Source organism: Burkholderia sp. MSMB0856, from assembly GCF_001524645.2.
GTDB classification, from domain to species: Bacteria; Pseudomonadota; Gammaproteobacteria; order Burkholderiales; family Burkholderiaceae; genus Burkholderia; species Burkholderia diffusa.
Genome location: NZ_CP013427.1, coordinates 1,198,046 through 1,217,695, shown reverse-complemented (window position 1 = coordinate 1,217,695; position 19,650 = coordinate 1,198,046). Strand labels below are relative to the sequence as shown.

General features: G+C 70.0%; 18 protein-coding genes. 5 read left to right on the top strand and 13 right to left on the bottom strand.

The genetic code is table 11. The features are described 5' to 3' along the window. Nucleotides 1-57: 57 nt before the first annotated feature. The 6 genes from WS87_RS06820 to hutH are packed head-to-tail and all read right to left on the bottom strand — an operon-like array spanning nt 58 to nt 7,258. Entirely contained in the window at nt 58-1,434 is a 1,377-nt protein-coding gene (locus WS87_RS06820) for a formimidoylglutamate deiminase (RefSeq protein WP_059817884.1), read from the bottom strand. 23 nt (nt 1,435-1,457) lie between these two features. After that, on the bottom strand, nt 1,458-2,681 hold the full coding sequence (gene hutI / locus WS87_RS06815; protein WP_059817887.1) for an imidazolonepropionase: 1,224 nt from the start codon (nt 2,679-2,681) through the stop codon (nt 1,458-1,460). Between the two features lie 4 nt (nt 2,682-2,685). Beyond that, on the bottom strand, nt 2,686-3,303 hold the full coding sequence (locus WS87_RS06810; protein WP_059817888.1) for a HutD/Ves family protein: 618 nt from the start codon (nt 3,301-3,303) through the stop codon (nt 2,686-2,688). 2 nt (nt 3,304-3,305) lie between these two features. Further along, the gene (hutU, locus tag WS87_RS06805; RefSeq protein WP_059817890.1) at nt 3,306-4,994 is read right to left on the bottom strand and encodes a urocanate hydratase; all 1,689 of its coding nucleotides are present in this window, start codon (nt 4,992-4,994) and stop codon (nt 3,306-3,308) included. Between the two features lie 40 nt (nt 4,995-5,034). Beyond that, nucleotides 5,035-5,730 (bottom strand): histidine utilization repressor, encoded by a 696-nt coding sequence (hutC, locus tag WS87_RS06800; RefSeq protein ID WP_059599060.1) that lies wholly within the window; start codon nt 5,728-5,730, stop codon nt 5,035-5,037. 4 nt (nt 5,731-5,734) lie between these two features. Next, nucleotides 5,735-7,258 (bottom strand): histidine ammonia-lyase, encoded by a 1,524-nt coding sequence (gene hutH, locus WS87_RS06795; protein WP_059701623.1) that lies wholly within the window; start codon nt 7,256-7,258, stop codon nt 5,735-5,737. A gap of 226 nt (nt 7,259-7,484) precedes the next feature. On the opposite strand from hutH, the gene WS87_RS06790 reads away from it, so the two are divergent. Then, nucleotides 7,485-8,405, top strand: coding sequence for a glutamate/aspartate ABC transporter substrate-binding protein (locus WS87_RS06790; RefSeq protein ID WP_059817892.1), 921 nt, complete (start codon nt 7,485-7,487; stop codon nt 8,403-8,405). Nucleotides 8,406-8,426: 21 nt separating this feature from the next. On the opposite strand, the gene WS87_RS06785 is transcribed toward WS87_RS06790, so the two are convergent. Continuing rightward, complete coding sequence (locus WS87_RS06785) at nt 8,427-9,179, bottom strand: 4'-phosphopantetheinyl transferase family protein (protein ID WP_059817894.1); 753 nt, start codon at nt 9,177-9,179, stop codon at nt 8,427-8,429. A 117-nt stretch (nt 9,180-9,296) separates the two neighbouring features. Further along, complete coding sequence (locus tag WS87_RS06780; RefSeq protein ID WP_059817896.1) at nt 9,297-10,340, bottom strand: alpha/beta hydrolase family protein; 1,044 nt, start codon at nt 10,338-10,340, stop codon at nt 9,297-9,299. Between the two features lie 119 nt (nt 10,341-10,459). On the opposite strand from WS87_RS06780, the gene WS87_RS06775 reads away from it, so the two are divergent. The 3 genes from WS87_RS06775 (at nt 10,460) to WS87_RS34450 (ending at nt 13,037) form a co-directional block, all read left to right on the top strand. Beyond that, a complete protein-coding gene (locus WS87_RS06775) occupies nt 10,460-11,401 on the top strand; it encodes a LysR substrate-binding domain-containing protein (protein WP_059817898.1) in 942 nt (313 codons plus the stop codon). A gap of 290 nt (nt 11,402-11,691) precedes the next feature. After that, a complete protein-coding gene (locus tag WS87_RS06770; RefSeq protein WP_059817900.1) occupies nt 11,692-12,924 on the top strand; it encodes an MFS transporter in 1,233 nt (410 codons plus the stop codon). Beyond that, nucleotides 12,915-13,037 carry a hypothetical protein gene (locus tag WS87_RS34450; protein ID WP_059817902.1) on the top strand — a complete coding sequence of 41 codons (123 nt, stop codon included), beginning with the start codon at nt 12,915-12,917 and terminating at the stop codon, nt 13,035-13,037. The genes WS87_RS06770 and WS87_RS34450 overlap by 10 nt, the downstream gene beginning before the upstream one ends. Nucleotides 13,038-13,088: 51 nt before the next feature. Here WS87_RS34450 and WS87_RS06765 read toward each other — a convergent pair whose 3' ends face one another. Next, the gene (locus tag WS87_RS06765) at nt 13,089-14,567 is read right to left on the bottom strand and encodes a cryptochrome/photolyase family protein (RefSeq protein ID WP_059817937.1); all 1,479 of its coding nucleotides are present in this window, start codon (nt 14,565-14,567) and stop codon (nt 13,089-13,091) included. A gap of 318 nt (nt 14,568-14,885) precedes the next feature. Here WS87_RS06765 and WS87_RS06760 point away from each other — a divergent pair, with 318 nt between their 5' ends. Beyond that, nucleotides 14,886-15,365: an SRPBCC domain-containing protein gene (locus WS87_RS06760; protein ID WP_059817904.1), complete on the top strand. Its 480-nt coding sequence runs from the start codon at nt 14,886-14,888 to the stop codon at nt 15,363-15,365. Nucleotides 15,366-15,433: 68 nt separating this feature from the next. Here the strand turns inward: WS87_RS06760 and WS87_RS06755 are convergent, their stop codons facing one another. Genes WS87_RS06755 through WS87_RS06740 form a run of 4 tightly spaced genes read right to left on the bottom strand, consistent with a single transcriptional unit; the run spans nt 15,434 to nt 19,569 of the window. Further along, nucleotides 15,434-16,423 carry an acetyltransferase gene (locus WS87_RS06755; RefSeq protein WP_442861404.1) on the bottom strand — a complete coding sequence of 330 codons (990 nt, stop codon included), beginning with the start codon at nt 16,421-16,423 and terminating at the stop codon, nt 15,434-15,436. Nucleotides 16,424-16,437: 14 nt separating this feature from the next. Next, a complete protein-coding gene (locus WS87_RS06750; protein ID WP_059817906.1) occupies nt 16,438-17,229 on the bottom strand; it encodes an SDR family oxidoreductase in 792 nt (263 codons plus the stop codon). A gap of 40 nt (nt 17,230-17,269) precedes the next feature. Next, nucleotides 17,270-18,463: a sulfotransferase family protein gene (locus WS87_RS06745; protein ID WP_059817908.1), complete on the bottom strand. Its 1,194-nt coding sequence runs from the start codon at nt 18,461-18,463 to the stop codon at nt 17,270-17,272. Continuing rightward, a complete protein-coding gene (locus WS87_RS06740) occupies nt 18,460-19,569 on the bottom strand; it encodes a DUF1214 domain-containing protein (protein ID WP_059817910.1) in 1,110 nt (369 codons plus the stop codon). The genes WS87_RS06745 and WS87_RS06740 overlap by 4 nt, the downstream gene beginning before the upstream one ends. Between the last annotated feature and the right edge of the window lie 81 nt (nt 19,570-19,650).

Here is a 19,650-nt window from a genome sequence, read left to right as displayed (position 1 = left end):
TCGCATCACCGTAAGAGTCTGCCGGCGCGCGCACGCGGCGCGCCGGGTGCCGCGCGTTCAGCGCAGCAGTTGCGCCAGCGCGGCGCGGTAGTCGGCATACGCGACGGCTTCGTCGCGATGGCGGCGCCCGCTCACGACGCGTTCGCCGCCGGTGTAGACGTCGAGCACCGGCGTGTCGCCATGCTCGGCGAACACCGCGCCCGACAGCCACGCCGTGCTGTCGTGTTCGGCGATCGCCGGATGATGGGGATCGAGCACGAGCCAGTCGGCGCGGCAGCCTTCACGCAGTGCGCCGATGCGCCGCCCGCTGGCCTGCGCGCCGCCCGCGAGCGACGCGTCGAACAGCCGGTCGGCGACATGCGCCTGCGTGTCGCTCGCGAGCACGTTGCGCGCGCGATGCACGAGCCGCTGCCCGTATTCGAGCAGACGCAGCTCCGAGCGCCAGTCGACCGACGCATGGCTGTCCGAGCCGACGCCGATCACGCCGCCCTGCGCGAGATAGTCGACGGCCGGGAACACGCCGTCGCCGAGGTTCGCCTCGGTGGTCAGGCACAGGCCGGCCACCGCGCGACGCTTCGCGAGCGCGGCCGTTTCGGCCGCATCGACGTGCGTCGCGTGCACGAGGCACCAGCGCGCATCGACGTCGAAGCGATCGAGCAGCCACTGCACGGGACGCGTGCCGTAAGCACGCACGCAATCGTCGACTTCGGCCGTCTGTTCGGCGATATGGATATGCACGGACGCGTCGTCGGGCAGGCCGTCGAGCAGCACGCGCAATCCGCTCTCGGACACCGCGCGCAGCGAGTGCGGCGCGACGCCGTAGCGCAGTCCGCCATGCTCGGGCGCGACGCGGCGCATCGCGTCGAGCAGTTCGAGCAGCCCGTCCGGCGTGTTGATGAAGCGGCGCTGGTCGTCGCGCGGCGGCTTGTTGCCGAAGCCGGCGAACTGGTACGACACGGGCAGCATCGTGATGCCGATGCCGGCCGAGCGGGCCGCGTCGATCACGCGCGTGCCGAGTTCCGCGATCTGCGGATAGCGCGAGCCGTCCTGCGCGTGATGCACGTAGTGGAATTCGCACACCGACGTGTAGCCGCACTTCAGCATCTCGACGTACAGCCAGCGCGCGATCGCCGCGAGCGCGTCGGGCGTGATCTTCAGCGCGAAACGGTACATCAGGTCGCGCCAGCTCCAGAAGCTGTCGGCAGGATTCGCGCGGTATTCGGTGAGCCCCGCCATCGCGCGCTGGAACGCGTGCGAATGCAGGTTCGGCATGCCGGGCAGCACGGGCCCTGCCGCGCGCGCGACGCCGGCCGGCGCGTCGGCATCGGGCGTCACGTCGGTCAGCGTGCCGGCCGCGTCCCAGCGCAGCAGCACGTTGCGGCGCCAGCCATCGGGCAGCCGGGCATGGTCCGCGAACAGCGTCATTTCGGTCATCGTGAGTCTCGTCTGTTGCAAGGCTAGCCGTTGATCCGGCGAAACACCGTCGTACCGCCGCGCACGACCTGCTCGCACAGCGGCCGGCCGATCCAGTAAGCGAGCTCCGACAGCGAGCCGACCGACCAGGCCGCGAAATCGGCCTGGCGACCGACCTCGAGCGCGCCGTGACGATCCGCGCGGCCGAGCGCCGCGGCCGCATGGCGCGTCACGCCCTGCAGCACCTCGGGCACCGTCATGCGGAACAGCGTGCAGCCCATGTTCATCGTCAGCAGCAGCGATTCGAGCGGCGACGTGCCGGGGTTGTGGTCGGTCGCGAGCGCGATCGGCACGCCGTGCTTGCGCAGCAGCTCGATCGGCGGCAATTGCGTTTCGCGAATGAAGTAATACGCGCCGGGCAACAGCACGGCGACCGTGCCGGCCGCCTTCATTGCCTCGATGCCGGTTTCGTCGAGAAATTCGAGGTGGTCGGCGGACAGCGCGCGATACCGCGCGGCAAGCGCGGTGCCGCCCGCGTTCGACAACTGCTCCGCGTGCAGCTTCACCGGCAGGCCGCGCCGCGTCGCGGCCTCGAACACGCGCTCGGTCTGCGCGAGCGAGAAGCCGATGCGCTCGCAAAATACGTCGACCGCATCGACGAGGCCTTCGTCGGCGAGCGCCGGCAGCATCCGTCCGCACACTTCGTCGATGTAGTCATCCGCGCGGCCCGCGTATTCCGGCGGCAGCGCGTGCGCGCCGAGGAACGTGGTGTACACCGTGACCGGAAAGCGCTCGCCGAGCTGGCGCGCGACGCGCAGCATCTTGCGCTCGCTCGCGAGGTCGAGCCCGTAGCCCGACTTGATCTCGATCGCGGTCACGCCTTCGGCGAGCAGCGGCTGCAGGCGTGCGGCCGCCTGCACGAACAGCGCCGTCTCGTCGGCCGCGCGCGTGGCGCGCACCGTCGACACGATCCCGCCGCCCTGCCGCGCGATCTCCTCGTAGCTGACGCCCGCGAGACGCTGCGCGAACTCGTCGGCGCGCGTGCCGCCGTACACGAGGTGCGTATGGCAGTCGACGAGGCCCGGCGTCACCCACGCGCCGTGCAGGTCTTCCCGCCGCCAGTGCGCATAACCGTGCGGCAGCGCGGAAAACGCGCCGAGCCACACGATCGTGCCGGTTTCGTCGACGGCGATCGCCGCGTCGTCGATCGTTTCGTCGGGATGGCCGTGCGGACACAGCCTCAGGTGATGCCAGACAATCGGTTTCATGCGTTCAGTCTCGTTCGCCGACGGCGAGCGACACGGCGAGCAGCGCGCCGCCTCCGCTCACGACGACGTCAAACGCACGCCGCGGCCCGTCGAGCCGCAGCGTGTCCATTTCCTGCAGTGCATAGTGCGCGCCGTCGATGTCGATGTCGATGCCGACGGCGCCGGTCGCGCAGAACAGCAGCACAGTATCGGCGCGCTCGACGCGGTGCGTGCCTTCGGGCCACACGTCGACCGTCCCGCGCGCGGCCGAACGGCGCGTCATCAGGTTGAAGTCGCGCGTGGCGCCGTCGTGCAGCGTCGCGTCGATCGCCGTTTCGCCGGCGAAATCCGCGCGGGCGAGCGGCGCGTCGAGCACGTGGCGCGCGCCGCCCGCTTCCGCGAGCGTCATGCCCGCACCGGACAGCAACACGAGCGTGCGGTCGATGCCGTCGAAACGCGAGAACGGCCCGGCCGCGCCGACGTCCGCGACGCTCACGCGCCAGGCGAACGCGTCGAGCGCGGCGCCCGGCGGAAACGCGCCGATTTCGCGCGTCACCCCGCCGCCGTTCTTCCACGGCGTCGCAACGAGATCCGCCGCGCGGATCATCGTTGCGTGCACCGGCGCCTGATCGAGCGCCGTCATGCTCAGCGGCCGAGCATCGGCAGCTTCAGGCCGGCTTCGCGGGCCGTCTGCTGCGCGAGTTCGTAGCCGGCATCCGCATGGCGCATCACGCCCGTGGCCGGGTCGTTCAGCAGCACGCGGCCGAGACGCTCGTGCGCGTCGGCGGTACCGTCGGCGACGATCACGACGCCCGAGTGCTGCGAGAAGCCCATCCCGACGCCGCCGCCGTGATGCAGCGACACCCACGATGCGCCGCCCGCGGTGTTCAGCAGTGCGTTCAGCAGCGGCCAGTCGCTCACGGCGTCCGAGCCGTCCTTCATCGATTCCGTCTCGCGGTTCGGACTCGCGACCGAACCGGTGTCGAGGTGGTCGCGGCCGATCACGATCGGGGCCTTCAGTTCGCCGTTCTTCACCATCTCGTTGAACGCCTGGCCGAGGCGATAGCGATCCTTCACGCCGACCCAGCAGATCCGTGCCGGCAGGCCCTGGAACGCGATGCGCTCACGTGCCATGTCGAGCCAGTTGTGCAGGTGCGGATCGTCGGGGATCAGCTCCTTCACCTTCTGGTCGGTCTTGTAGATGTCTTCCGGATCGCCCGACAGCGCGACCCAGCGGAACGGACCCTTGCCTTCGCAGAACAGCGGGCGGATATAAGCCGGCACGAAGCCCGGGAAGTCGAACGCGTTCTCGACGCCCATTTCCAGCGCCATCTGGCGGATGTTGTTGCCGTAGTCGAGCGTGGCCGCGCCGCGCTCCTGCAGCGTCAGCATCGCGCGCACCTGCACGGCCATCGACTGCTTCGCCGGATGCACGATGCCTTCCGGATCGACCTTCTGCGTCTCGCGCCATTGCGCGACGCTCCAGCCTTGCGGCAGGTAGCCGTTGATCGGGTCGTGCGCGCTCGTCTGGTCGGTCACGCAGTCCGGCGTGATGCCGCGCTCGACGCACTCCGTGAACACGTCGGCCGCATTGCCGAGCAGGCCGATCGACACCGGCTTGCCGGTGCGCTTCGCTTCCTCGATCATGCCGAGCGCCTCGTCGAGCGTCGTCGCCTTCTTGTCGACGTAGCGCGTCTTCAGGCGGAAGTCGATGCGCGTCTCGTCGCACTCGACCGCGATCATCGAGAAGCCGGCCATCGTCGCCGCCAGCGGCTGCGCGCCGCCCATGCCGCCGAGACCGCCCGTCAGGATCCAGCGGCCCGACGGGTCGCCGTTGAAGTGCTGGTTCGCGACCGAGAAGAACGTTTCATAGGTGCCCTGCACGATGCCCTGGCTGCCGATGTAGATCCAGCTGCCGGCCGTCATCTGGCCGTACATCATCAGACCCTTGCGATCGAGCTCGTTGAAGTGCTCCCAGGTCGCCCAGTGCGGCACCAGGTTCGAGTTCGCGAGCAGCACGCGCGGCGCATCCTTGTGCGTGCGAAACACGCCGACCGGCTTGCCCGATTGCACGAGCAGCGTCTCGTCTTCGCCGAGCTCCTTCAGCGACGCGAGGATCTGGTCGTAGCATTCCCAGTTGCGCGCCGCCCGGCCGATGCCGCCGTACACGACGAGCGCGTGCGGATGCTCGGCGACTTCCGGATCCAGGTTGTTCTGGATCATCCGGTAGGCCGCTTCGGCCAGCCAGGTCTTGCAGACCTTCTCGCTGCCGCGCGGCGCGCGGATCGTGCGCGTCGGATCGAGACGGGGATCGATGTGTTTCGGATGGTTCATGACGGCTGCTCCCGAGGGAAAGTGAATATTCAAATAGGAATCAGAAATGCCCGGTGAAGCGATAACGGCTGCCGGGGTGCCACAGATTCGCCACCGAGGCGACGACGCCCTGCGACCAGGTGCGCCGATGTAAAACCAGACACGGCTCGACGTCGTCCATCCGCAGCTGCTCGCGCCGCTCGGGCGCCGGGGCCGCCGCTTCGATCCGGTACTCGACGCGCTGCAGCGGTGCCGCGCGCATCAGATACAGGTTCGGCGTCGTGTTCGTGAAATCCTGCTCGGCATAATCCGGCGCGACCGCCGGATTCACCCACCGTTCTTCGAGCTGGACGGGTTCGTCATTCTCGAAGTGCAACACCTGCGAATAAAACAGCTTCGCGCGCACGGTCATCTGCATCTCGTCGGCGAGCGCCTCGTCGGCGCGGATCGTCTCGAGGCCGAGCACGCTGGCGCGGTACGCATGCCCGCGCGCGTCGACCTCCTCCGAGATGCTGCGAATCGCGACGAGCGTCGACTCGTACTTCGGCCGCGCGACGTAGGTGCCGGCGCCCTTCATGCGCGTCAGCACCTGCTCGGCCGTCAACTCGCGCAACGCGCGGTTGACGGTCATGCGCGCGACCTTGAACTCACGGGCCAGTTCGTTCTCGGAGGGCACCTGATCGCCCTCCGCCCACTCGCCGGCGTGAATGCGGCCCAGGATGAAATCCTTGATCTCCTGGTAGACCGGCGCGCTCATGGGCTTACTGTTCCGATGCGAACGAGAACGGCGCGATCTTCGCGAACGCACGCTCGCCGACGAGCTTCGCGATCACGGCGATGTCCGGCGCGAAGTAGTGGTCGAGTTCGTAGTGCGCGACCTTGCTGCGGATCGTTTCCATCACCGGCGCGAGCTTCGGGCTCGTGTGGTGCGGCGCGCGCAGGTCGACGCCCTGGGCGGCGGCCAGCAGTTCGATCGCGAGGATGTGCTTCGTGTTGTCCGCGATGTCGGCGAGCTTGCGCGCGGCGAACGTCGCCATCGACACGTGGTCTTCCTGGTTCGCCGAGGTCGGCAGCGAGTCGACCGACGCCGGATGCGCGAGCGTCTTGTTTTCCGAAGCCAGGGCGGCTGCCGTCACGTGGGCGATCATGAAGCCCGAGTTCACGCCGCCGTCCTTCACGAGGAACGGGGGCAGGCCCGACAGCGTCGCGTCGATCAGCAGTGCGATGCGGCGCTCGGCCAGCGCGCCGATTTCCGATGCGGCGAGCGCGAGGTTGTCGGCCGCGAATGCGACGGGTTCGGCGTGGAAGTTGCCGCCCGACAGCACTTCGCCGGTATCCGGGAAGATCAGCGGGTTGTCCGACACGGCGTTCGCTTCGACCAGCAGCACGTCGGCCGCGTGGCGCATCTGGTCCAGGCACGCGCCCATCACCTGCGGCTGGCAGCGCAGGCTGTACGGATCCTGCACCTTGTCGCAGTCGCGGTGCGACTGGTTGATCGGCGAGCCTTCGAGCAGGTCGCGGTACGACGCGGCCGCGTCGATCTGGCCTTGATGGCCGCGCAGTTCGTGGATGCGGGCGTCGAACGGCTTCACCGAGCCGGCGGCCGCATCGACCGACAGCGCACCCGCGACGAGCGCGGTGCGGTACAGGTCTTCGATCGCGAACATGTTGTCGAGCGCCAGCGCCGTCGAGGCCTGCGTGCCGTTCAGCAGCGCGAGGCCTTCCTTCGCCTGCAGCGTCAGCGGAGCGAGGCCCGCGACGCGCAGACCGTCGAGCGCGCTGGCGCGCTCGCCGCGAATGAACACTTCACCAACGCCCAGCAGCACGGCCGACATGTGCGCGAGCGGCGCGAGGTCGCCCGATGCGCCGACCGAGCCCTTCACCGGGATCAGCGGCAGCACGTCAGCGTTGAACAGCGTGATCAGCGCGTCCATCACCTCGCGGCGGATGCCCGAGTGGCCGCGGCCGAGGCTCGACAGCTTCAGCGCCATCAGCAGGCGCACCGACGAGCGCGCCATCGGCTCGCCGACGCCGACCGCGTGCGACAGCACCAGGTTCTTCTGCAGCAGTTCGAGCTGGTCGTGCGGGATGTGCGTGCTGGCCAGACGGCCGAAGCCCGTGTTGATGCCGTATGCCGGCTCGCCCTTTGCCGCGATGTCGGCGACGGCTTTCGCGCCTGCGTCGATCTTCGCGAAGCTCGCCGGGTCGAGCTTGAGCTGCACGGATTCGCGAGCGATCTTGCGCAGTTGCGGAAGGGTCAGGTGGCCGGGGGTCAACGTAATCATGTGAGCAATCCTGTCTAGACAAGTTCGTGATGGATTGCAGTGTAGCCATCGCAACTTGTCTAGACAACCCCGTTTTTCACGATTTCGACTCGGGAGTTTCCCTGATGTCCGGCGCGGCCCGCCGCCGTTGCCCGACAGACTCCGTAATTAACATATGTTGCAATTATTTTGTATTTGGCAACATACGAATCGACGCTTTCCCACGATCCGTCCACGGAGACCTGCCATGACCATCCCGCCCCGGTTGACCGCCCTCCTCGGCCGCAGCCTGCTCGTCGCCGCATGCGCGCTCGCGTGCGGCGCGTCGCTCGCCGCGGAACCGCTGTCCGGCACGCTCGAAAAGATCCGGCAAGGCGGCCTGATCTCGATCGGCCATCGCGAGACGTCGGTGCCGTTCTCCTACGTCGACGCGAGCGGCAAGGTGATCGGCTTCTCGCAGGACCTGTGCGACCGCGTGATCGCCGCCGTGAAGGCGCGCACCGGCAAGCCCGACCTGCAGGTGCGCTTCGTCCCGGTCACGTCGCAGAACCGCATCCCGCTGGTGCAGAACGGCACGGTCGATCTCGAATGCGGGGTGACCACCAACCTCGCCGCGCGTCACGCGCAGGTCGCGTTCTCGACCACCTTCTTCGTCGCGACGACGCGCCTGCTCACGCGCACGAGCTCGGGCATCCGCGACTTCCCCGATCTGGCCGGCAAGACGGTCGTGACGAACCAGGGCACGACGTCCGAACGCCTGCTGCGCAAGATGAACGAGGAGAAGAAGATGAACATGCAGATCATCAGCGCGAAGGACTACGGCGAAGGACGCCTCACGCTCGAATCGGGCCGCGCGGCCGCCTACATGATGGACGACGTGCTGCTCGCCGGCGTGCGCCAGCTCGCGGCGAAGCCGGCCGACTGGACGATCGTCGGCACGCCGCAGTCGTCGGAAGCGTACGGGTTCATGCTGCGCAAGGACGATCCGCAGTTCAAGGCGCTCGTCGACGGCGTGCTCGTGCAGTTGATGAAGAGCGGCGAGATCAACGCGCTGTACGACAAGTGGTTCATGAAGCCGGTGCCGCCGAAAGGGCTCGCGTTCGACTTCCCGATGAGCGACGTGATCAAGGCGCGCTACGCGGCGCCGAACGACGTGCCGCTCGAGTGAGCGTCGCGTGCTGAAACGGGTTCAGCGCGTCCACGCGACGCACGCCGCGTAGCCGGGGGCCGCGTCGAGCCAGCCCGCGTCGAACGCGGCCACGCCGGCGGCGGGCGCGGCCGGATCGACGATCGTCGTCGCGGGCGTCGCGGCATCGCGCGGCGGCACGACCGCGAACGCGCGCAGCCCGCCGACGATGCCGGTGCCGAGCGCCTTCAGCAACGCCTCCTTCGCGGACCACACGCGCATGAACGCGTCGGCACGCGCGGCGAGCGGCAGGCCGTCGAGATACGCGGCCTCGGCGGTCGCGCACACCTCGCGTGTCAGCGCACGCCAGTCGGTCGACCGATTGCAGCTTTCGATATCGACGCCGACACGGCCTGCCCCGGTCCACGCGATGAGCGCGTGATCGCCCGCGTGCGACACGTTGAAATCCAGCGATGCACGATGCGCGGGGTCGAGCGACGGCCGTCCCGATTCGTCGACGACGATCGCGATGTCCTTCGGCGCCACGTCGAGCGTCGCGCCGAGCACATCGCGCAGCGCGGCGCGCGTCGCGGCGCTGCGCACCGCATCCTCATGCCGCAGGTAGCGCCCGGCACGCGCGCGCTCTGCATCGCTCAGCGCCGCATAGGCGGGCGACGCGAGCGGCACGTGCCAGTCGAAATCGATGCGCGCGACCTGCACGCCGGCCCGCGACGCGGCCGGCGGCACGTCGAGCAGGTGCATGCGCCACGCGCGGGACAGGTCGGCGGGAATCTCGGAATCGGGCGGAATGGACATCGGCACGGGGCAGCCAGTCGAATGAAACGTCCGATGTTAATCGATCGTGCGGCGCGGAGGCCGACGCGGCGCGGCCGCCGCATCGACGCGACGGCCGGGTCGCACGCGCGTGCGCGATCACCCGTGCGCGACGACACCCGGCGCGCCGCTCGCCGCCAGCCGCGCGCGCTGCGCCGGATGGCGCGCGTGGACGCGGCCCGGCGCATCGGCCGGCAACGCGCCATGCTGCAGCCAGTACAGCGCAACGGGCCAGAGCGTGTCGGTGAAACGGCTGTGGAAGAACGCGAAGTGACCGATCGCGTCGACGCCGATGTCGCGCGGCGCGATCCGCAGATGCGTGACGTCGCTGCCCGTGTAGTAGCCGACCAGCCGCTCGATCGCGTCGACCGTGCCGAACCCGTCGTCGTCGAGGCCGATCGCGAGCATCGGCGCCGGCAGCCGCGCGAAGCGCGCCGGCAGCGCGGCGCGACTCGCGGCGGTTTCGGCGAGCGGGCCATGCGTGTAGGCATCCTCGAAGCGCGCCTGCGAACGCACCCACGACAGCGCGATGCCACGCGGCGTATCCTCCATCCAGCCAAGCCGCTTCGCGGGCACGTAGCCGAACACGGCCGCGAGCGCCGGCATCGCGACGTGCCACTTCCACCACATGCGCCGCCGCTCTTCCGGCCGATAGTCGCGCCAGTACGCATACTGCGCGCCGACGGTCACCGCGTGACGCACGTACGCGTTCGACGCCGCCAGCCCGAGCACGCAGCCGCCGATGCTGTGCGCGACCACGTCGAGCGGCTGGCCGGGAAACGCGTCGCGCGCATACTGCAGCGCGGCCTCGCAATCGAGCCGCCCCCAGTCGAGCCAGTTCGCGCGCAGCTTCGCGAGCCGCGCGGGGCGCGAGCCGCCGATCCCGCGATAGTCGTAGACGAGCACGTCACGCCCTTGCGCGAACAGCCAGGCCGCGAAGCGGAAGTAATAGTCGCAGCGCACCGACGTCGCGCAATTGACGACCGTCACGGGCCGCGCGGCGGCGCCGCCGCGATGCCGCCACACGTAGCCGCGCAGTTGGTAACCGTCGGCCGCGGTCAGCGTCACGGCCTCCGGCGGCAACGCACCCGCCGCGCGCCCGGCCGCCTGATCCGCCCCGGCTGCTTCGTTCGAAATCGTCATCCTGTCTCCTGTGCGGCGCCGCGTCATCCGGCGCCCGCCCGATCGGCCAGCCCCCATTGAACTTGACGCGCCCGGCGTTCTCAACCAATCTTGCTGCTCCGTTCGCATGAGCCCTACGCATGTCAACGCCGCTCGTCCGTCTCCCGTCGCTGGACCTCGTGCGCGGCTTCGTCGCCGTCGGCCGCCGCATGAGCATCACGCTCGCCGCGCAGGACCTGTGCGTCACGCAGTCGGCGGTCAGCCGCCAGGTGCACGCACTCGAGGCGCACCTCGGCGTCGCGCTGCTGCAGCGCGGTTATCGCAAGATCGCGTTCACGCCGGAAGGCGAGCGGCTGTTTCGCGCCGCCGACGCGGCGCTGCTCACCCTGCAGGACACCGTCGCGTCGCTCGCCGCCGCGCGCGAGCGCCAGCCCGTCACGATCACCGCGAGCATCGGCGTCACCGCGCTGTGGTTGCTGCCGCGGCTCGGACGCCTGCAGGCGCGCCTGCCCGACGTCGACTTGCGCGTGGCCGCGAACGACAAGGTACTCGATTTGCGCGCGGAAGGCATCGACCTCGGAATCCGCTACTGCCCGCGCGAGCGCGCGCCGGCCGGCGCGCTGCACCTGTTCGACGAAGTCGTCGCGCCGGTCGCGCACCCGGCGCTGGCCGCGCGGCCCGTCACCGACGCGGCCGCGATCGCCGACCACGTGCTGCTCGAATTCGACGGGCCGCCGCAAACGCCACTGCAATGGCGCGCGCACCTGCACGCGGCCGGGCTCGGCGACGCGCGCCCGAAGGGCGTGCTGCGCTTCAACCAGTACGACCAGGTGATCCACGCCGCGATCGCCGGCCAGGGCGTCGCGCTCGGGCGGCTCGCGCTCGTCGCGCCGATGCTCGCGGACGGCCGGCTCGCGGTGCTCGGCCCGCACTCGCAGGCGTTGTCGGATGCGTACGGCTACTGGCTGTTCCGGCACGATCCGGCGCCGCGCCGCGAAGTCGCCGACGTGCGCGACTGGATTCTCGCGGAAGCGGCCGAATGCGACGCGGCGATGCGCGCGTACGACGTGGCGCAGCGGTAAGCGGCGAGCGAATTTCCGCATCGAGCCGATGCCGGCACGCCGTTGCGCGCGGAATCGCGCCGCCGCAGGCGACGCACTGGCGCCCCGACTCCGCTGCATCGGCCGCGAGTCACGCCGGCTGCATGTGTCTCATATGCTCCACCCTCCGGCCCACGCCACCCTCGTCATCAGCACCGCATTCCCCACGCGCATGCGAACGCGACCGAATGATCGCTTGAGCGCGCCGCGACCGGATCGTCTAATCGGATCGAACGCGGCGTCGTGCCGCACGCATTCATCCGGAGACCCGCATGACCCCGATCGAACAAGACACCGGGCGCCGCTGGCTGCCGGTGCTCGCGGGCGGCCTCATCATGGGCGCCGCGCTCGGCATCCGCCACGTGCAGGGGCTGTTCCTCTCTCCCGTCACGCTCGACCACGGCTGGTCGCGCGAAGCGTTCGGCCTCGCGCTCGCGCTGCAGAACCTGATCTGGGGCATCGCGCAGCCGTTCACCGGGATGATCGCCGACCGCTTCGGGTCGGTGCGCGTGATCGTCGCCGGCATGCTGCTGTATGCGGCCGGGCTCGTCACGATGGCGTTCGCCGGGTCGGCCGGCGTGTTCACGGTCGGCTCGGGACTCGTGATCGGCGTCGCGCTGTCGGGGTCGGCCTTCGCGTCGATCTACGGCGCGCTGAGCCGGCTGTTTCCGCCCGACCGGCGCGGCTGGGCGCTCGGTGTCGCCGGCGCGATCGGCGGGCTCGGCCAGTTCTGCATGGTGCCGGTCGCGCAGGTGCTGATCGGCGGCATCGGCTGGCAGCATGCATTCGTCGCGCTCGCGCTCGTCACCGGGCTGCTCGCGCCGCTCGCCGTGCTGGTGCGCGACCGGCCCGCGCAGGCCGCGAGTCGCGCGGACGGCCCCGACCAGTCGATCGGCGCGGCGGTGCGCGAAGCGTTCACGCATCGCGGCTTCTGGCTGCTGAACGCGGGGTTCTTCGCCTGCGGGTTCCAGCTCGCGTTCATCGCGACCCACCTGCCCTCCTACCTGCTCGATCACGGTCTGCCGGCGCGCCATGCCAGCGTCGCGCTCGCGCTGATCGCGTTGACCAACGTGGCCGGCACCTACGCATGCGGCCATCTCGGCGGCCTGCTGCGGCGCAAGTATGTGCTGTCCGTCCTGTATCTCGTCCGCGCGCTGGCGATGGCCGCGTTCGTCGCCGCGCCGTTGTCGCCCGCGAGCGTCTATGTGTTCGCGGCCGTGATGGGCTTCACGTGGCTCGGCACCGTGCCGCTGACCAACGGCGTGATCTCGCAGGTGTTCGGCGTGCGCTACATCGCGACGCTGTTCGGCTTCGTCTTCTTCGGGCACCAGCTCGGCAGCTTCTTCGGTGTATGGCTCGGCGCGCTCGTCTACGACGCGACGCATTCGTATCTGCCGCTGTGGATCGGCTCGATCGCGCTCGGCGTGCTGGCCGCGCTGCTGCACCTGCCGATCGACGACGCGCGCATCGCGCGTCCGGTGCCGGGCAAGGCCGCGTGGGCGTGATGCGCGCGGCGCTGGCCGTCGGCGCGCTCGCGTTCGTCGCCTGGTGCGGCGCGGCCTACTTCGATGCGGGCGTCGCGCTTGCACTGCTCGAGCACGCGGCGTTCTGCGACTGACATGGCAAGCCGCACCGCGCGCACGGGTGTGACGGCTGCGCCCCGCGACGTCTAGTGACGCTTCGGCAGCGTGGCCAGCGCATCGAGCGCACGCCGCCGCGCGCCGTCGTGATCGACGATCGGCGCCGGAAAGTCGACACCGAGCCGCACGCCGGCCGCCGCGAGTTCCACCGGCGACGCCTCCCACGGCGCATGGATCGTCGCCGCGTCGAGGCCCGCGAGTTCCGGCACCCAGCGGCGCACGTAGGCGCCCTGCGGATCGAACTTCCGGCCCTGCGTCACCGGATTGAAGATGCGGAAATACGGCGCGGCGTCGGCGCCGCAGCCGGCGACCCATTGCCAGTTCGCCGGGTTGTTCGCGACGTCCGTGTCGACGAGCGTGTCGTAAAACCAGCGCTCGCCGGCCCGCCAGTCGATCAGCAGATGCTTGACGAGAAACGATGCGACGACCATCCGCACCCGGTTGTGCATCCAGCCGGTCGCCCACAGCTCGCGCATCCCCGCGTCGACGAGCGGATAGCCGGTCAGCCCGCGCTGCCAGGCGCGCAGCGCGGCGGGATCGTCGCGCCACGGCATCGCGTCGAACTGCGCGCGGAAGTTGTCGGTCGCGAGCGCCGGGAAGTGATACAGCAGCACGTGGCTGAATTCGCGCCAGCCGAGCTCGCTCAGGAATTTCTCGGCGCCGGCCGCGCAGGCTGCGCCGCCCGCCTGCGCGGCCCCCTGCACCGCATGCCACACTTGGCGCGGCGACACGTTGCCGAAGCGCAGGAACGGCGACAGCCGGCTCGTCGCCGGCCGGTCGGGCCGGTCGCGCGTATCGGCGTAGCCGGCCAGCGACTCGACTGAAAACGCGTCGAGCCGCGCATGCGCGCCGGCCTCGTCGGGTGCCGGCCATGCGTCGCGCAGGCCGCTCGCCCAGTCCGGCGCGTCCGGACGCAACGCGAGCGCGTCGAGCGCCAGCGCACGTTCACGCACACCGGCCGGCCACGGGTGAAAGGCGATCCTTTCGGGCTCCGGCAACGGCGCCGCCACCGTGCGATCGCGCCGCACCGCGCGCCAGTATGCGGTGAACACCTGGAACGGCGTGCCGGCGCCCGTCAGCACGTCCCACGGCTCGTTCAGCAGGCTGCCGTTGCTGCTCTCGACCTCAAGGCCGCGCGCCTTCAGCGACGCCTTCAACGCCGCATCGGCATCGCGCTGCGGCAGCGCGTAGCGTCGGTTCCAGTACACCGCCGCCGCGCCCGTGTCGTGCACGACGCGCTCGATCTCGCGCGGCGCATCGCCGCGCAGCAGCAGCAGGCGGCCGCCATGACGCGCGAGCGCCGCGTCGAGTCCGGCGAGCGCCCCGTGCAGCCACCAGCGCGCCGCGCCGCCGAGCGCGCGCCCCGCGCTTTCGCCGGTGTCGTCGACGTACACGCACACGAGCGGCCGGCCCGACGCGACCGCGCGCGTCAGCGCGGGCTGGTCGGTCACGCGCAGATCGTCGCGGAACCACACGACGGCAGGAGCAACGGACGACTTCGCTGGCACGGGCACCTCGGGGCAGGAAACGGAAAAGTGACCGGTATTGTCGCGGCACGGTCGCGCGATGTCGATGTCCGACGCGCAGACGGCGCGCGCAAACGCGTCGCGTACCGACGACGACGCCCCGCCGGATCGCGAGCCCGGTGAAACGCCTTAGTCCATTCCGACGATTCTTCGCCGCACGCGCCGGCCTACGCTCGATGTCGGGTTCGCCGCGATGCGCGGCACGCGCCAGCCGCCGGTCGGCCACGCGCACCGCGCGACGCATCCGCCCGGGCGCGCCCGCGGCTCCGTCCTCACCGTCAATCTCACCCGATACCCGCCATGACCAAACCCGCCAATCTCGTCACCTCGATCACCGTCGCGATCGACGCCCCCGCTGCCGTCGTCTGGGAAGTGTTGACCGACTTCCCGCGCTACGGCGAATGGAACACCTTCTGCGTCGGCCTCGAAACGACCGGCCGGATCGGCGACTTCGTGTACATGCAGGTGCGCATCCCGGGCACGGAGACGGTGATTCCCGTCAACGAAATCCTCGTCGCGTGCGAGCCCGAGCGTCTGCTGTCGTGGGAGCAGCGCCCGACCGACGACAACAAGGACGCCGCGCGCCGCGACCAGTACGTCGCAGCCGACGGCGCCGAACGCTGCCGCTACTTCACGACCGATCAGTTTCTCGGCATCAACGCGGAAACGATCATGCGCGAGCACGGCGGCTGGGTGAAACAGGGGTTCGACCAGTGCGCGCGCGACGTGAAGCGGCGCGCGGAAGCGCTGTACGCGTCACGTCGGCGCAAAAGCGCGTGACGGAGAACGGCCGATGTCCGCGCGCGCCGTGGCGTCGCTGCACGGCGCGCGCGTCCAGGCCCCCGCGTTCAGTCGAGACGGAAGGCCGCCTCGAAACGCTCGGCGAACGCGTCGAACTCGCTTTCCGGCAGATGGTTGATGCCGCCCGCGCGCTTGCGTCCGCCGCCGGTCGGGAAACCGCGGCAGAATTCGTCGGCGCCGAGCGGCCGGCCGTCGGGCACGCGCACGCTGACGACGAGCCCGCCCTGCGCACGCGGCGACAGCACTGCGAGCGCCGCATGCGGTGCATTGCGCATCCGCTCGTTCGCGAGCATCCCCGTCGCGCGCCGCGCCCACGGATGATCCGGCATCCTGATCAGCGTCGCGCCCGGCACGTCGCGCAGCGGCGCGAGCGCGCATGCACGCGCCATGTCGTCGCGATAGCCGTCGCGCAGCGCGGCGAACACCGGCGTACCGCGCACGAAGTCGAGCGGATCCGTGCACGGCAGCATCGCATCGGCCAGCACGGCCGGATCGAAATGCAGGTCGTCGACGCAGTCGCCGTATGCGTTGTAGTTCAGGTAGAGCCCGAGTTCGGCGAGCGTGCCGCGCTCGGCCTCGTCGAGCGCGTATTCGCGCGCAAGCGCGTCGCCGAGCGCCGGCAGTTCGTCGCCGAACGCCGCGACGATCGCCCAGCGCACATGGCGGCCGCCGAGATGGCGATTCACGAGCGCGCTCGTGCAGACGTCGGCGGCCGTATCGATATACGCGTCGAAGCGCGGATCGCCCGGCAGCTCGCCCGCGAAGTGATGGTCGAAGTAGCGGACCGCCGCGCCGTCGCGCAGCAGCCGCGCGCAGGCGTCGCGGTTCTGGTCGTGCGACACGTCGAGCACGGTCACGCGGTCGCCGGCTCGCGCGTCGATTCGCTCGAGCAGCCTGATGTCGCGCTTCACGCCGGTCACGAGCGTGCCGCGTTCGCCCTCCGCGAGCCGCAGTTGCTGCAGCGCGCACAGGCCGTCCGCGTCGCCGTTGAACGCGAAGAAATGTCGTCCCCGCCGGGGTTGCCGTTCCTGCATCATCCGTCGCTCCGTCCTCAGGGCATGAAGTCGCCGCCGTTCGCGTCCAGCGTCGCGCCGGTCACCGCATTCGCGTAATCCGACGCGAGGAACAGCGCCGCGCGCGCGCAGTCGTCGTCGGTCGGCAACTTCGCGAGCGCGATGTTCGATGCAATCGGCGCGATGATCTCCTCCTCCGTCATCCCGTACTCGGCTGCCGCCTGCCGGAAATACGTCTGCGTCGGCACGCCCCACATCCAGCCCATGTGGATGCTGTTCGCGCGGATCCCGTGCACGCCGAGCTCGCGTGCCAGGTATTTTGCCGCAACCGCGAGCGCGCCCTTCGACATAGCGTAGCCCGATTCCCCTGCAAACGGCTTGCGGGTCGCCTGCGTGTTGATCATCACGATCGCGCCGCGTTTCTGCCGCTTCATGTGCGGGACGATTTCCTGCGTGAGCGTCATCGTGCCGAACACGTTGGTGTCGAACACCGCGCGCCAGCCATCGAGATCGGCTTCCTCGACCGCCTCCGGAAACGTGCCGTGCACGAAGGCGCTGTTCACGAGCGCGTCGATCCGGCCGAAGCGCTCGACCGCCTGCGTCGCGAGCTGCCGGCACTGCGCGCGCTCGGCGATGTCGGTTCGCACCTTCAGCACGTCGCACGCGACGCCGAGTGCGCGGATCCGCGTTTCCGCGTCGTCGAGCTTTTCCATCGTGCGTGCCGCGACGACCACGCCGCGCGCGCCCTCGCGCGCCGCCTCGACGGCGAGCTTCACGCCGAGCCCCGGCCCGATTCCGGAAATCACGACGATCTTGTCCTTCAGCAACATGAGTTGTCTCCTGGTTATCGTTGGTCTCACGGGTGCGCCGTCAGCCGGCCGCCCGCAGGTGCCGCGCGCGATACGCGGCGAAGTCGTGCGCCAGTTGCGCATCGGTGAAGCCAAAGCGCGCGATCGAATAGTCGTGCGCGGCGCGCTTGTCGCGGCCGTTGCGCGCGATCCAGTCCGTCATCGCCGCGCGCTGCCGTGCATCGAGCGGCATGCCGGCGAAGCGGTACACGGCTTGCGCGACGCCGAGCGGATTCGACACGGTGTCCTCGAAACGCACGTCGAGAAACCGCTCGGGCGGCAGCGCGTCGCGCGCCGCCATCGCCGCGCCGATCGCGCGCGCCATCCCCGCGTTCCACTGCGCGCCGACCGTGCGCGGATCCGGGTCGTCCGCGTACATCCGCCACAGCGTGTGTGCCATGCTCGCCATCGACGGAATCGTCTGCGCCGGATCGCGATGCGTGAGCACCACCTGCGCGCGCGGAAACACGCGGCACAGCACGTCGAGCGCATGCAGGTGCTGCGGCGTCTTCAGCAGCCAGCGCTCGGCCGGCGCGACGCCGCGCCGCGCCTTCTGCCACTGCAGGAACTGCAGCATCCGCTTCAGATACGTATAGACGGGCGTCAGGTCCTGCTTCGCGAGCCACGCCGTATAGCCCGGCACGTTCGCGTACGAATCCATCGCACACACGAACGAATGCTCCATCAGCATGAACTCCTCGTCGGCGAGCATCGCGTCGAGCGGATGGATCGTCAGGATCTGCGGAATGCAGTCGATCATCGTCGCGACCTCGGCCTGCGCGCGCGCGATGCGCACGGTCGGCGCGTCGAGCGTCTCGCCAGCGAGCGGCGCCGGATAACGCGTTTCCCACCACGCGGCCGAATGAAAGCGCGTGTCGACCGCGAGCAGCCGCTGCAGCAGCGTCGTGCCGGTGCGCGGCAGCCCGACGATCACGAGCGGATCGTCGATCTCGATGTCGGCGATCTCCGGATGACGACGGCAGTAATCCTCGACGACGAGCCGGTTCGCGAGCTGGCCGACGAGCTTCTCGCGCATCATCTCCGCGCCGCGCGCGGAGAGCTGCGCCTCGTCGATCAGCGATGCGCACATCACGTCGAGCGCCTCGCGATACGGGCCGTCGCCGAACGCGGCGAGGCCGCCCGTGCGCGACACGGCCTCGGCGATCAGCCCGTCGGCATCGAGCAGCGTGCGGATCCGGTCGAGCGGCGCGTTCATGCGGCCTCCTTCAGCGCGGCGAGCTTGACGACGCGCGTGCGCGGATGCACCGGCCGCGCGGCGCCGACCCAGCGCCAGCAGATCGTGCCGGTGCGATGCCCGGCCGTATCGAGCCAGTTCGCGTCGCCCGGCCGCGACGCGGCGACCACCACCGTCACGCCGCCGTCGGCATTCAAGCGCGCGCCGTGCTTGTTCACACAGATGTCGAAGTGCCGGTAGTCGAGCGACTCCATCCAGTAGTTGTTGAGCTGCACGTTCCAGAAGTCGCAGTCGGGCACCGTGTCGACGTCGATCACGAGCGCCTCGTCGTCGGCCAGCGACCAGCACGAGTGGTAGTAGTAGATGTTCGGATCGCCGCCGACCGACTGGCACAGCGCCTGGTCCGCGGGCGGCAGCGCGTTCACGTGCGCCCCGTAGCTCGCGGCCCAGTCAGCGAACAGCTTCGACGTCTGCTCGACGAACCGCGCGGCGCGCATGAGGCCGCCCTGCAGCACGAGCGGGTCGAGCGGCGCCGGGCGCTCGTGCGCGCCGATGCGCTCGATCTTCAGTTGCGCGGGCGTCTCGGCGCGCCGGTCGAGGAAGGTCTGGCGCACCAGCAGCGCGTTCGTATCCGGCTCCATGCGTACCCAGTTGCCCGCGCGCGGCGTCGCGCTCAGCACGATCTCGAAGCTGCCGTCCGGCGCGATCTCGAGCTGCTTCGCATCGAGAAACCCGGTCTGCAGCATCTTGCCGTCCGTCTCGTAGCCGCCCTTCTGCGTGCCGAAGCTCAGGTACGCGACCGTGCCGCGCCGCCCCGTCACGCGATAGTCGCAGCGGCCGTCGAGGCGCGCGTACTGGTACAGGTTGTCGGGATTGTCGGCGCCGATCTTCGCGGTCTCGTGCGACGGCGAGAAGAAGCCGGGCCATGCGCCGTCCGCGAACTCGACGTGCATTTCGAGCGCGATGCGCAACAGCCGGCTCAGGTAGCGGAACCCTTCCGCGCGCGTGAGCGGATCGCCCGGCGCCTCGGCGCGCAGGATCTGCTGTCCGCTGCGTTTCAGGGTGTCGCAGAAATCGGCCCAGGTCTGGCCCGAAAGCAGTTGCGTGGCACGTGTGTCGTCCGTCATGTGTCGTCTCCGCCGGTGGTCGAGCGCTCACCTTAAGCGAGCGCTCCACGCGCCACTTCGTCCGGGTGGACTAAGGAAAGA